This window comes from Corynebacterium sp. UMB9976, assembly GCF_030212265.1.
Taxonomy (GTDB): Bacteria; Actinomycetota; Actinomycetes; order Mycobacteriales; family Mycobacteriaceae; genus Corynebacterium.
Window position 1 is genome coordinate 38289 of the sequence record NZ_JASODY010000011.1, and the last position, 13253, is coordinate 51541.

Annotated in this window: 13 protein-coding genes; 8 read left to right on the plus strand and 5 right to left on the minus strand. The window is 62.4% G+C overall.

Translation table 11 applies throughout. From position 1 onward, the window contains the following. Positions 1–14: 14 nt before the first annotated feature. Positions 15–386 (minus strand): helix-turn-helix domain-containing protein, encoded by a 372-nt coding sequence (locus QP140_RS06490; RefSeq protein WP_081976562.1) that lies wholly within the window; start codon positions 384–386, stop codon positions 15–17. Between the two features lie 418 nt (positions 387–804). Here QP140_RS06490 and QP140_RS06495 point away from each other — a divergent pair, with 418 nt between their 5' ends. Then, positions 805–1506 carry an exopolyphosphatase gene (locus QP140_RS06495; RefSeq protein ID WP_227909757.1) on the plus strand — a complete coding sequence of 234 codons (702 nt, stop codon included), beginning with the start codon at positions 805–807 and terminating at the stop codon, positions 1504–1506. A gap of 30 nt (positions 1507–1536) precedes the next feature. Then, positions 1537–1749, plus strand: a complete 213-nt coding sequence (locus QP140_RS06500) for a hypothetical protein (protein WP_034375397.1) — start codon at positions 1537–1539, stop codon at positions 1747–1749. A gap of 44 nt (positions 1750–1793) precedes the next feature. On the opposite strand, the gene QP140_RS06505 is transcribed toward QP140_RS06500, so the two are convergent. Then, a complete protein-coding gene (locus tag QP140_RS06505; protein WP_034375400.1) occupies positions 1794–3365 on the minus strand; it encodes a recombinase family protein in 1572 nt (523 codons plus the stop codon). Between the two features lie 128 nt (positions 3366–3493). On the opposite strand from QP140_RS06505, the gene QP140_RS06510 reads away from it, so the two are divergent. The 6 genes from QP140_RS06510 (at position 3494) to QP140_RS06535 (ending at position 10321) form a co-directional block, all read left to right on the plus strand. Then, on the plus strand, positions 3494–4387 hold the full coding sequence (locus QP140_RS06510) for a hypothetical protein (RefSeq protein ID WP_141759454.1): 894 nt from the start codon (positions 3494–3496) through the stop codon (positions 4385–4387). A 193-nt stretch (positions 4388–4580) separates the two neighbouring features. Further along, the gene (locus tag QP140_RS06515; RefSeq protein ID WP_070759177.1) at positions 4581–4919 is read left to right on the plus strand and encodes a sulfate permease; all 339 of its coding nucleotides are present in this window, start codon (positions 4581–4583) and stop codon (positions 4917–4919) included. A 231-nt stretch (positions 4920–5150) separates the two neighbouring features. Beyond that, a complete protein-coding gene (locus tag QP140_RS06520; RefSeq protein WP_070759176.1) occupies positions 5151–6116 on the plus strand; it encodes a HamA C-terminal domain-containing protein in 966 nt (321 codons plus the stop codon). Then, the gene (locus QP140_RS06525; protein ID WP_070759175.1) at positions 6113–8677 is read left to right on the plus strand and encodes a DEAD/DEAH box helicase; all 2565 of its coding nucleotides are present in this window, start codon (positions 6113–6115) and stop codon (positions 8675–8677) included. Before QP140_RS06520 ends, QP140_RS06525 begins: the two co-directional genes overlap by 4 nt. Positions 8678–9442: 765 nt before the next feature. Next, positions 9443–9886, plus strand: a complete 444-nt coding sequence (locus QP140_RS06530) for a hypothetical protein (protein ID WP_148812688.1) — start codon at positions 9443–9445, stop codon at positions 9884–9886. A 54-nt stretch (positions 9887–9940) separates the two neighbouring features. Further along, positions 9941–10321 (plus strand): DUF3817 domain-containing protein, encoded by a 381-nt coding sequence (locus QP140_RS06535; RefSeq protein ID WP_015381840.1) that lies wholly within the window; start codon positions 9941–9943, stop codon positions 10319–10321. Between the two features lie 30 nt (positions 10322–10351). Here the strand turns inward: QP140_RS06535 and QP140_RS06540 are convergent, their stop codons facing one another. From QP140_RS06540 to rph, 3 genes are all read right to left on the minus strand, one after another. Beyond that, entirely contained in the window at positions 10352–11707 is a 1356-nt protein-coding gene (locus QP140_RS06540; RefSeq protein ID WP_015381841.1) for an amidohydrolase, read from the minus strand. Positions 11708–11789: 82 nt separating this feature from the next. Beyond that, positions 11790–12428, minus strand: coding sequence for a non-canonical purine NTP pyrophosphatase (locus tag QP140_RS06545; protein ID WP_148820118.1), 639 nt, complete (start codon positions 12426–12428; stop codon positions 11790–11792). Positions 12429–12461: 33 nt separating this feature from the next. Further along, positions 12462–13235: a ribonuclease PH gene (gene rph / locus QP140_RS06550; RefSeq protein WP_148820116.1), complete on the minus strand. Its 774-nt coding sequence runs from the start codon at positions 13233–13235 to the stop codon at positions 12462–12464. Positions 13236–13253 lie beyond the last annotated feature (18 nt).

A 13253-nucleotide genomic window follows, 5' to 3' on the forward strand; every position in this document is an offset into this window, starting at 1 on the left:
TCACAGACACGGGATCAGGCAGCAAGCGCAAAGAACGACTGCGATACCGAAATCTCGACCTGTGTGTCACTCGTCATCGCGAGGGACCGAGCAACATCCAAGGTGAGATCAAGCAGCGTGATCCCTAATGCGCCTCCAACCGCAGCGATAATCTCGCTCGAAGGTTCCTTCAGCCCCCGCTCGATCTCGGAAAGATACTGCGGCGATACCCCCGCGCGCGCGGCCACCTCGTTTAAGGTCTCACCGCTATCTGTCCGCCGCTCTCTCAGCGATTCACCGAGCATGTGCCGCCACAGGGGTTCGCGGGATTCGGGAACCCTGGATTCACCATCGGCATCAGTGCTTTTGGGGCTGATCGGGCTCGCAGCCGTGGGCGTTTCAACCATGCTTCATGATAAAGCCCCCGCCCCCGAGCCCGCAGCCGAATCTGCTCACAGCGGAGACGGTGTCCAGATCAGCGCCTTCTAGCGCAATCCATTCCCAAGGGGTCGGAGGCGATCCTCTGCGTCGCAGAGCGAACAAGTCCGCAGATCACGCTCACATACTTGTCGCCCACCCAGGGCACTACCCGCCTGATAACGCTGGGATTGAAAAACCGGTCGCGGGTTCCGCTGTCGCACCTCCCTTGTGGGAGGCGTCACCGTGGACGAGCACAGCACACCAGCCGCGAGCATCGATGCCGCGGCCCCAGCAGATTCATTCTGCCACGAATTCGAGAGCCCGCATGGACTGCGGGCCCTCCTTGTCCGGTTACATGAGTCCGGGCCGGGCGCCTGGCGGGGTGACCGTGAAGCATCAGAACTTATGCGGTACACCGCTACGAAGTACCGGCCACTCGCGCGTAAGCACGGACTGGACGCCTGGGAGGTCGCCTCTGCCGCGTTCGAGGTTATGCTCGCTCCCTCGACGCGGAACGCGGACAACCCGTGGGCCGTGGTCACCCGTGCCGTGCAGATCACTTGTCACGCGGAGACTCGTGCCGCAGGAATGCTGACCTCTGCCAACAAGGTGCGTCACACCGCTCGGATCGTCGGGTTTCATGATGCTGTGCGGTTCGCCGAGCGAGAGCGCTTGGCCGACTATCACCCCGCATTCACACACAACGACGACGACGCGGACGAGAACGAGCATGAGGCACGAGTGGCCGCGCTGCTGTCTGCGACGGTCGCGCTATTCGTCTCGGCGGGCTGGGATACTGCGCTCGTTGCCGAGTGCGTTGAGCATGTGGTCTACCGGCTCGCTGATCTGTCCTCGCGTCAGCGCGGGGTCGAGGTACTGCGCCGCGACCGCACGATCCCGGTGCTGCTCGGTCTGCCGCCCCGCTCGTGGTCGACCTTGTTGCGGATCGTGCTCGGGCATCCCGACCGGAAACATGCTGGTACCCCGGTCGGTGACGGTGTGCTGCTGCGATTACTGCGCGGCGAAACGGTGGACGCTCTGCGCGACGACGAGGCGCTGATGGATGCGATCCGCGCCGCCCATCCCGACAAGCACAACCCACGATGAATCTGGGGGCGGGGCTCCGCACCTAACGGTATGAACACCCACACCGCCATCCCCGCCGCCGCCCCTGTTCCGTCGTCTGCTGCCACGCTCGGCGCGCGGCTCGCCGCCGCCTCCCGTAGTGCGCAGGGCTTCACCACCGTGGTGGCCGATCCTGCGGTGCTGGCCGAACTGCGCGAGCTCTGCACCACGCCACGCCCCATGAGCCCGGCTGTCGCTGAGAAAGGCAACGGCCCCGCCCCCTAATCTGCTTTGCTGCCAGGGGCGGGGCCAATCACGCACGATCCGGCTTATGCGCGCCAGATGAACTCGACCCGGTGCGAGAGGACTTCGGCACGGTACGCAGCACGACGCACATGGAACGCTTCGACGCTCTCGTTACGGCGACGGGCCGGGGTCGCACCGTTCATGCCCTGCGGGAGCGCGTGCACGAGTACGGCTTGGAGAATGAGGCTCGCCGCTTGGTACTGCCACATCGGGGTGCGGCCCTCCCATTCGGTCGCAACCGTAGTGACGTCGATGCTCGACCCAGCGTGCTCAGGCATGGCGGCGGTGTACTCGCGGCGGGTCGCCTCGATCCGCTCCGCGATCCTCGCGCGCTGCCGCACCCACATCGCTTTATCGATCAGCCCGTCGTAGTAGTCGTCATCAAGCCTGGCCAGGCGCTCCCGGTCCGCGTCGAGCATCGCTGTGAGCCCGACTCGCGCCACAAGGTCGCCGCTGGATCGTTGGCGTTCTTTGGGGTGGAGAGTGATCTGCTCGAACGTCGCCAGCACAGCCTCTTCCACGAGCCTCTCGATTTCGGCAGAACGGATCGAACGGTGACACCCGCCCCGCGTGGGCTGGATGCACTGGTACACGCCGCCCCGGTGAATCATCGCCGTCCCACACTTCGAACAGCGGATCAGCCCCGAGAAGGGATACATGCGCTTCGCCGCCCCGGTGCCGGGTTGGTGGAAGCTCCGCGCTTGCTTCCTGGCGTCGAGCACATCGGAGACTTGCTGCCAGGTGTCCTCATCCACGAGCGCGGGCCACGCCGCTTTCACTTGCATTTTCGAGGTCTTCGCGCGACTCCCGTCCGGCATGACGGGCCGATACTCGCGCACACCCTTGTTGGAGGGGTTGTAGAGCACCATCTTGAGTGTCCGATCTGACCAGGCGCACCCGTGGGTGGTGAGGATGCCGCGCGCATTCCAGTCCTTGCGAATGCGATAGAGCGAGTCACCGGCCAGCACCCGCTGATACATCTCGACTACCAGCGGCCCCGTCACCGGATCGGTCACAAGCGCGCCTGCCTCGGCGCGGTATCCGAATGGCACCCTGCCGCCGTGCCAGGCACCCTCGATTGCCTGCTGTTTCGCCGCCCGTGCGACACGGCGGGCAGTGTCAGCGGACGACTTGTTCGCCATCGCCACCAGCACCCTGGCCATCGCCACGTCAGAGTCCGTATCCAACCGAAGTGAGCCGGTGACTGAGCGGACGGTGAACCCGCCGAGCACCTTCGCATCGATGAGGTCTTCCAAGTCGCGCGGGTCGCGCACCGCACGATCCAAGTCGTAGGCGACCATCACCTGCGCGTGACCGTCGGTGAGGTGTGTGAGCATGGCGCGGAACTGAGGACGGATCACCCGCCGCACCCGCTCACCAGACGGGAGCGTGATCGTGCGCTGCTTGAACGCCGACGTGTCATTCTCACGAAACACCGCTGCGACTTCCCACCCGTGGGCGGCGGCGTAGGCTCGGCAGTCCGACTCCTGCCGATCCACGCCGCGTTCGGTGCCCTCGGGGTCGTCACTGATGCGGACGTACACCACCGCCCGCAATGGCTCCGTGGTCTGCTCTTGCTGCTCGTTTTGGCCCATGCTCCGGCCCGCCTTCCTTCTCGTGTGAGAGGTAGGTGCGTTTACAGAACCTCGGCTACGCGATCACTGCGCATCGTGCGCAGGGCTCGACCGTGACGACGGCGCATGCGATTGTGTCGTCGCCTGAGATGACTCGTGAATCGTTCTACGTCGCGATGAGTCGCGGCCGGGAATCAAACCGCGCCTATATCGCCACCGATCAGCACCACCTCGAAGAGCACCAGCACCGCGACGACCTTCAGGTGACCGCCAGGAGCATCCTTTATGGCATCCTGCAACACGTCGGGGCGGAACAATCCGCTCACGACACCATCACTGCCGAGCAAGAAGCGTGGGGATCGCTCGCGCAGCTTGCCGCTGAATACGACGCCATCGCACAAGAAGCTCAGCAACATCGCTGGACCGTCCTGCTCGAGCGCGGAGGCCTGAGCGTCGATGTCATCGATGAGCTTGTGGAGACTGAGTCGTTTGGAATCCTCACCACTGAACTGCGTCGCCTCGAGGCCGCGGGCCACGACATCGCGCAACTTCTGCCACAGATCGTGCAGGCTGGGAACCTCGACGGCGTGGAGGACCTCGGGTCACTGCTTCGGTACCGGATCCAAAAGATCGCCAGTACCTACCCACCCTCGTCGAGGAGCGAGGCGGGGCTCATCGCGGGGCTCGTACCGCGAGCTACGGGCATTAGCGACCCTGCGATGCTGCGGGCATTGAACGAGCGTGAGCGCCTCGTGGAGCAACGCATCGATACTCTCACCCAGGCCGCAATCGAGCAGCCCGCACCGTGGCTGAGCACACTCGCCAAGCGGGACCAGCAAGTGCAGCGCGACGTGGTCCGTGCGGTCGTCGCATACCGTGACCGTTGGGGCATCACCTCAACAAGCGCCCTCGGGCCGATACCTGCCGATGATGCGCAACGCATCGACTACGAACGCACCCAAACCGCACTCGCCAGACACCGAAACGACACCGTTGAGAGAACTCAAGAAGCCGCGCAGCGACCGGGCGGGCGGACGCTCTAGGCACAGCCCGCCAGGACCTTGGGGGTATTCCTTCTTGCCGGGGCTCGCCGTATCCTGATGTTGGCAGGAGCAACCACGCGCCGATCCCCGCAAGCTGGGGTGAGGCAGACCGTCCGGGAATGATCTCGGGTACTGAACCACTCAGGACCAGCCACACCGCGATAGTCCTGCGTGCGAAAGTGAGGCCCACATCATGCTCCTGAACCGGCTTTGGAACGCCAGCATCCACACCCGCATCTTCCTCCGCAGGTGGATGCCGACGAACATCCTTCTCGACAAGCTGCGCACCCGGCGCGGTCTCAAATGGGGGATCCCCTCCATGCTCCTCGGCGTCGTCTACCTGCTGATCGCAGTCACCTGCATTGGGCTCATTGAGCAGGGCTGGAGCAAATGGCTCTACCTCATGTTCGTCCTCATGCTGTGGAATGCGTTGAAGTTCCTTCTCTTCGGCCCCTGGAGCGTCGTGCTCCTCATCCACCATCGGAGCGGCCGCCCGCACCACACGTCAGGGTCTGCAAGGTCGCTTCGGTAACGCAATGGTTCTCGGCAGCACACGAATTGCGGCGCCTTCCAACATGACGGTCTGCGTGTCGAAGGGTATCTGCCATAGCAGTACGGTAAAATTCGTGCCATGACAGTTTGAACCGGGTCGTCGGTCCACTCGACCCTCAGCTGAAGAGGTCGATTATGAACAGACACGAATCGTGGGACGTTAGAGCGCTGGTCGTCGCGTCGTCCGCCCGGAGCAAGATCGGCTTACCGCATGACTAGCGAGGCGGGTCAGACTACCATTGACGAACAAGTCCCGTTGATCGAGGCTGTTCAACGGCTCGTGCGGGGTGGCTGGGACGAAGTAGAGAGTTCGTTAGTCACTTACGGCGAACCAATCGCTGTTGAAGGCACGCGTTCGATTGTCCGCTGTCATTTTCTCCGAAGTGACCCTTTGGGAACCCCTCGCCTCAAGACGCTGGCGCAGCAGCTTGCGAATCAGATCGTTAACTACTGCATTCCTCGGACGGAAATTGAAAAGGCCAGACAACTATCTCCGGATAGGCAGATTCCAGAGATTACTCGCCTAGCTAACGAAGCGTCACGCCTGTTCACTCAGACCCAGGTCAAGACCGGGGAGGGTGCAGAACTCCTTTTATATGCGTTGCTTGAAAAAGGACTCCAGATACCGCAGGTTCTTAGCAAGATGTCTCTAAAGACGAGTACCGAGATGCAGTACCACGGGGCTGACGGAGTCCATGCGAAGCTCCTTGATAACGGGGATCTAGCTGTTTATTGGGGTGAAGCAAAGCTCTATGAGTCGGTTGCTAAAGCGATGACGGATTGCATGGATAGCATCGCGCCTTATCTGGCTGGCACCGCTCACGAGCAAGACGTCTTCCTGATCAGACACTACGCCGACACTGGAAACGCGGAGGTAACGGCTCGTCTGCTCGAGTACTTCAACGACCGATCGCTCCTCTCTGCGAATGTCGAGATGCGTGGCGCCTGCCTTATTGGGTTCGTTCATGAAAACTATCCAAGTCTTCCTCGTGAGGAAGCATCTCTTAAGGCTGAACTGGACGAAGTCCTCAGTAGTTGGGCGCAATCCACAAAGACGCGCCTTGAGAATCGTTCCCTGACTAAGCATGCTATCGAGGTGTTCTTCTTTCCAATGCCGTCCGTCGAGGAATTTCGAAAGGCAATCAAGACTGAGCTTCGGATTGAGGTCAAGCCATGAGTCAGTTGTCGGACCGGGTGCTCGCCCTCAGCCGGTTCCGAGCTGGACTGGAGGAAATCGCGGTCAGTTCGGTACAGGCGGATGTGCCTTTTCTGGACGAATCCGCGTCTCCCACGCGCGAGCCGGACTGGGCTTTTCTTTTGGTGTGTGCGAGTGCGCTAACGCCAGAGGCGAATGAGGTTGCTCAGGATGCCGTGCTGCGTGTTGCGCAAGGATGCCTGAGGTCGCGCCACAGCAGCGATGAGCAGCGAGCCGCCGCCATTCTTCTCCTAGATCGTGTGGGGAATCAGCCAGCAATCGATTTGGCACGAGACCGTGACGAGAGCATCATCGCGTCGATCGAAGCAAACTCATCGACACTTGTCCTTGACGCGCTAGGCCGTCGCGCCGAGCTAACGGTAACGCTGCCGAGAGGCGACGTTATCGACGTCAACCCTTTTCAAAAAGCGTTCTGGGAGCTCGCTTCTGCCAATGACTGGGTGAGTGTATCTGCGCCGACATCCGCAGGTAAGTCGTACATCATCCGCGAGTGGATGTTCTCCGAACTGCGAGGATCGACGCCTGCACGACTTGTGTACATAGCGCCTACCAGAGCCCTCGTGGAGGAGGTTAGCGAGGTCTTTCGATCCAAACTGGATGACAGCGTCGGGGTTCACACCCTCCCGTGGGACCCTGAAATTACTGGCTTCGAACGACAGGTGTTCGTTCTCACGCAAGAGCGTCTTCACCTGCTGCATCAGCGGTTGCCGCAGTTTTCACCATCGGTGATCTTTGTAGACGAAGCGCAAAAGATCGCTGATGGCACTCGCGGGATACTGCTAACGCAGGTGCTAGACGAAGCCCTTCGCCGGGACCCAACTGTTCGGTTAGTGTTTGCGAGTCCTTTGTCAGCCAACCCCGACATACTCCTGGATCCAGCATCTTCGCAGGATCGCAAAGCCGCACTCGTCGGCGAGACCGTGACGGTGAATCAGAACCTCGTCTTCATCAACCAGGTCCGTCGGAAGCCGCGCCGCTATGCGCTCTCACTCGTGTACGAAGGTAAGGAACGGGAGGTTGGTCAGATAGAACTACCCCTCGCTCCAGATGGTGTTGGGCAGAAAGTTCCTCTCATCGCTGCCGCGATTGGGGGCGACTCCACAGGGAACCTTGTCTTTGCGAACGGACCGGCTGAAGCGGAGAAGTTTGCGAGAACCATATTCGATGCTCTAGGCGAAGACCTCGCGATAGAGTCGGATGCTGTCCAGGAGTTGGTCGACTTTTCCAAAGGCGTCGTGCACGAGAGGTTTCAACTCGCCGAGTTCGCCAGGCGGGGTGTCGCCTTCCACTACGGTGACATGCCTCTCGTGCTCAAGGCGAAGGTTGAGGAGTTATTCAAGCGAGGAGAAATCAGATACCTCGTATGCACTTCCACCCTTCTTGAGGGAGTGAACCTGCCGTGCCGAAACCTCTTCCTACGCGCTCCGCGCAAGGGGCCCAGGATGCATATGCCCATGCCAGACTTTTGGAACCTGGCCGGAAGAGCTGGTAGATGGGGCACTGAGTTCCAGGGGAACATATTCTGCGTTGATACATCAGATGCGAAGGCCTGGCCTGAGAAGCCCGGGAGGCGAGAGCGGTCATCGATCGTGCCCGCGGCGACTACGACGCTGTCCAACGTAGCTAGCGTAATCGAGTACATCGACCGTGGCGCGCACAAGGCTGATCGCGAGACGCCTCCGGAACTCGAATCAGCCTTCAACTGGCTTGTTGGGCGCTTCATATCTGACGGAAATCTGGTTGGGCTTCATGGTGTCTCCTTGAGGGCGGAGGAGACCGACCGGATCGCTGAGGCACTTGAGCGCGTGACGCCAACGCTGCGGCTTCGCCCAGACCTCGTGAAGAAACATGCAGGCATCAGTCCGATGTCGATGCAGCGCCTCTTGGACGCCGTATTGGCAAACGGTCACCCCGAGGAACTTGCTCTCGTTCCTCCAACTAGCGATGATGCTTTCGATGAGTACAAGACCGCGCTGGACTATGTAGCTGAGCACCTGGGTGGGTCGTTCGAGCCTGAGTCTCGTCGCTTGTCGCTTGCGCGCCTCATCGTTCACTGGATGAGAGGTGTGCCTCTTAGTGTCATTATCGACAACCGCGCGAGGTGGCGACGCGATCAAGGCCTAGAAGTCTCCTATCCGGGCCTGATTCGTAAGGTGATGGCGGACGTAGAGGACATCGCGCGTTTTGAGGCGCCAAGGTACCTTTCCTGCTACGCCGACGTCGTGGCGCAAGCGGCGGGAGAACTTGGTCGACAGATCGATGCGGATGCCGTCGATATCGAGATGATGCTTGAACTGGGAGTGCCACGGCCAACCGACATGTCCTTCATTTCGGTTGGGTTGTCAAGGGCTACTACTCGCGCGATTGCGGAGTTTGTACTGGATCCCTCACTCTCTCCTGCGCAATGCACAGCTTGGATCGAGAATGTTGACGTGGAGCAGCTAGAGCTGCCTGCGTTTGCTGCACGTGAGATCGTCGCTCAACGACAACTCTTCTCCGAGCGTCGCTGGCGAGCAGGTTAATGCGTAGGCACCATCTCGGGCCCGAGGGCGACCAGAATGGGGACCAGAATCACGCGGTTTCGGTGAGATTTCAAGCATTTGGACGCCTGCGCTCAAGTGCGGCGACGTCCGATACTTCTCAGGCGTAGAAGTGCAGTATTTTGTGCAGTTGTGCGATGCGTCAGGCCAGAGGTTTTGCTTACACTCGCTCGCTTTAGGTCACTTCGATCTTGGGCGTTGAAATTGAGAACGCAGTTTTACTCCAGCCTCCTTGAGTCCCCGCCATACCATTGAGTGCCCCACGCCTAACTCGCGGGCAATCTCACGAGTGGTGAAACCCTCCCTATACCTTCGAACAGCATTAGCCACCTGCTCATCGTCTAGACCCTGTCGACGGATCCGAACACCAGCATCCTTCAAGAGATCCCTTACCTTCTCCTTACCTAGCCGGTGCTCGCGAGCAATCGAAATCAACGGGGCTCCCGATTCATATGCCGAAACCATACTCTCGATCATCTCCGGGGTGACAGGGGTTACAGCCGTCCCAATCGGCGTCACGACTGGGCCCCGAACATCGGTCCGCGGCGTGGATGGACCCAAATCTTCAACATCGTACCCTTCGCTACATCCCTGAGAAATCAACGATTTCAGCGCCGTGAACGCGGTTACAGTTTCCTCCACGTTGGGGCACCATAATTTCCCCTTCGTATTTCCCCTCGTGACCGCCGGATTTCCCCATCCGGCGGTCATTTGGATTCACCCCCGTGGTGGGTAGACTCGGGAGCTGTGAAGGAATCGCGCGAACACCAGGCCCCGAAAGAGCCCTTTCCCCTGCGCGTGCGCATTGTGCAGATCATCTTTCTCGCACTCGGCGTCATCGCCACGCTGCTGCTCGCGTGGTGGCAATATGAACGCTGGCAATCCACCAGCGGCTCCTTCCAGAACCTGGGCTATGCGCTCCAGTGGCCGATCTTCGGCATCTTCCTTATCGTCACTTACCGCAAGTACATCGAATACGAGCGGGAGCGCCTGCTCGGTGACGACGAGGCCGCCGTCGAAAAATACGCGGAAGACCAGCTCACCGAGGTCCCGGAGGACTTCCTAGCCCCCACCACAACGCAACGACCCGAGGCCGCGGAGGTCTTCGAGGATCACCGCAGGCGGGATGCCCGCTCGGCACCGCTACCAGCCCAGGAAGAACGAAGGAAGCTCCAGGCCAACGAGGGCTAGCGCCCGCACGCCCGATTCCCGATAATCCACCCAACCGTAGAGGGAGAACAAGAGATGACGCAGCCAGCCTCGCCCCAGCCAGCGGGCGCCAAGATCCACCCGGCACGCCAGCAACGGGTCGCTAAGGCCCTGAAGTGGTACTCGGTCATGGCGATCGCCACCGGTATCTGGCTGCTCGTGCTGGTCGTTGAGATGATCTTCAAGTACCTGATCCTGGGCAGCGATAACACCCCGGCCTGGTTCTCCTATATCGGCCCAGCTCACGGCATTTTCTTCATGCTCTACTGCATCACCTGCCTGGACCTGGGCACAAAGGCGCGCTGGGAGCCCAGCAAGTGGCTGACCACCATCCTCGCCGGCGTGGTCCCGCTGCTGAGCTTCTTCGTCGAGCACAAGCGTCGCGTCGAGGTGAAGGAAGCCTTCGCGCTGAGCTAAGCCCGGGGGGCAATCCCCCCCCCGCCTGGATTAATCGCCCGGTGCAGTTTCGATCTGCGCCGCGGCGATTTCTTTTTCCGTCGGCTGCTGCCTCAGCTCCTCCGGGCTGGAGGTATCCGGCCAACTGCGCTGCAGGCAGGCCAGAATCGCGACCGCCGCGGCCTCCGTGGCCACCGGCAGCGTCCCCAGATCAGGCAGGAAGCCCGGGTTGTGGTTCGTCGGAATATCGATATCTAGCCGGCCCGCTTCCTCGGCCCGCTGCCACTGGCGCCGCGGCGTAATGCCCACGGTCCACAGCAGATAAGGCACCCCGAAGTGCTTCGGGATCACCGAGAAATCCTCGGAGGCCGTCCACGGCTCCATGTCCAGGCTGTTCTTGCTGAAGCGCTCGTCGAAGGCGGGCCGCACGGTCTCGAAGGCCTCGGCCGCATTGTCGGTCGCCCCCAGCATGCCGACGAACTTAAAACTCGGCTCCCGATCCGCGCCCGCTGCCTGAGCCTCGGCGCGCACGATCCGCTTGATCGCGGCCACCACGCGCTTGCGCAGATCCTCGTCGTAGAAGCGGCAGCTCAGAGAGATCTTCGCCGAGTCCGGGATCACGTTATTGGCCTTACCCGCCTCCACGGACGCGACCGTGACCACGGCGAACTGGCCTGGCGGAACCTCCCGGGACACGATCGTCTGCAGGCGCATCACGGTGGATGCGGCCAGCACCACCGGGTCGACCGAACGGTGCGGCATAGAGGCGTGCGCGCCGCGCCCGTACAGGGTGATCTCGATGGTGGTCGAGGAGGTCATCACCGGGCCCGGCGCGGTGTAGATCTCGCCCGCAGGCCCCGCGACGACGTGCTGAGCCAGGCACACATCCGGGCGCGGAATGATCTGGTCCAGCCCATCGGAGACCATGCGGTGCGCACCCACCGCGGCCTCCTCCGCGGGCTGAAAGAGCGCGATGACGGTGCCGGACCAGTCCTGCCGCGTCGCATCCAGGATCGCCATGGCACCCAGCAGCGAGCTGGTGTGGTGGTCGTGGCCGCAGGCGTGCATCGTCGGCACTCGCTGGCCCTCCGCGTTGAGCTGGGAATGCTTCGAGGCGTAGTCCACCTCGGTGGCTTCGGCGACGGGCAGGCCATCGAAGTCCGCGCGCATCAGCACCGTCGGGCCGTCGCCGTTGCGCAGCACTGCGGTGATGCCGTAGCCGCCGATGCCGGTCGTGACCGCCCAGTCGGGGAAGCGCCGCAGCTCCTCCTCGATGCGCTGGGCTGTCTGCTCCTCCGCCCCAGAGAGCTCTGGGTGGGCGTGGAGGTACTTATAGAGGTCCTCCTGCCAGCTCAGATCCGCCGCAGCGTTGGCGACGATCGTGCTCGGGGTGGATGGAGGGGTCACGGTGCACTTCCTTTCTTGCGTTCGAACTTATTGCGCGCTGGGTGCCCCGGTGGCGTTTTCGCTCGGGCGGGACCTGGCTGGTCTACTGCGCGGACTGAGCCAGCACACGCAGCGCCGGGACCAGCTGCTGCAGCGCCTTGCCGCGGTGGGAGAGCTCGTCCTTACGCTCCGGGGTGAGCTCAGCCGAGGACTGGCCCGGCGCTTCCGCAGGTTCGAAGAGCGGGTCGTAGCCGAAGCCGTTGGTGCCCTGCTCAGCACGCAGAATCCGGCCCTCCCACTCGCCGGTGACTGCCACCTCGCCCGCCAGGCCGGCGGCGTCGGCAATTTCGGCGGGAACAGCGAGCACGCAGGAGGAAACGAATCGGGCGCCACGTCGGTCGTCGGGAACATCGGAGAGCTGGGCTAGCAGCAGCCGGTTGTTCTCGGCGTCCTCCCCGTGGGCACCGCACCAGCGGGCAGACAGCACCCCGGGCATGCCGTTGAGTGCGTCGACAGCGAGGCCGGAATCATCCGCAACGGTGGGCAGGCCAGCATTCCGCACCCCGTCGAGGGCCTTCATCCGGGCGTTGGCCTCAAACGTCGCGCCAGTCTCCGGGGTCTCCGGATACTCCGGCACGTCCGCGAGGCTGAGCAGCTCGATGCCCTCGACGTTCGCCGCCGCGAGCACCCGCTGCAGCTCCGCGAGCTTCTTCTTATTTCTGGACGCCACCAGCACCTGCATTGCGTCCTCCTTCCGCGTGGTCCGTGGGGTTTTCTAAAGCGTGACCGGGCCCGAAGCCGGGTCGGTGTTCAGCGCGCGCTCTTGCAGCTCGATCAGCTGGTGCAGACCACCTTCTGCCAGGTCCAGCATCGTGTTGAGCTCCGCGCGGTCGAACTCCGCAGCCTCGCCGGTGCCCTGGATCTCCACGAAGCGGCCGGCCTTGGTCATCACGACGTTCATGTCCACGTCCGCCCGCGAGTCCTCCTCATAGGGCAGGTCGAGGCAGGCCACGCCATCGATGATGCCCACGGAGACGGCGGCGACGGGGGCGCGCAGCGGCTTGCCCGGCACGACACCCTGCTCCTGCAGGTAGGCCAGGGCATCAGCGAGGGCGACGTAGGCACCGGTGATCGCGGCGGTGCGGGTGCCACCGTCGGCCTGCAGGACATCGCAGTCGATGGCGATGGTGTTCTCCCCCAGCTCGGTCAGATCCACGGCGGCGCGCAAGGCGCGGCCAACCAGGCGGGAAATCTCGTGGGTGCGGCCCTTGACCTTGCCCCGCATGGACTCGCGCGGCATGCGCTCGTGGGTAGCAGAGGGCAGCATCGCGTATTCCGCGGTCAGCCAGCCCTCGCCGGAGTCCCGCTTGAAGCGTGGCACGCCGAACTCCACGCTGGCGGTGCACATCACCCGGGTGTTCCCGAATTCGACGAGCACGCTGCCTGCCGGGTTGGTGGTGAACCGGCGGGTGATTCGGATGTCGCGCAGCTGGTCGACGCTGCGTCCATCGGCGCGGGTATGGGTGCTTTGTTCTGGCGTATTAGACATGCCAGCCAGTGTAGCGGG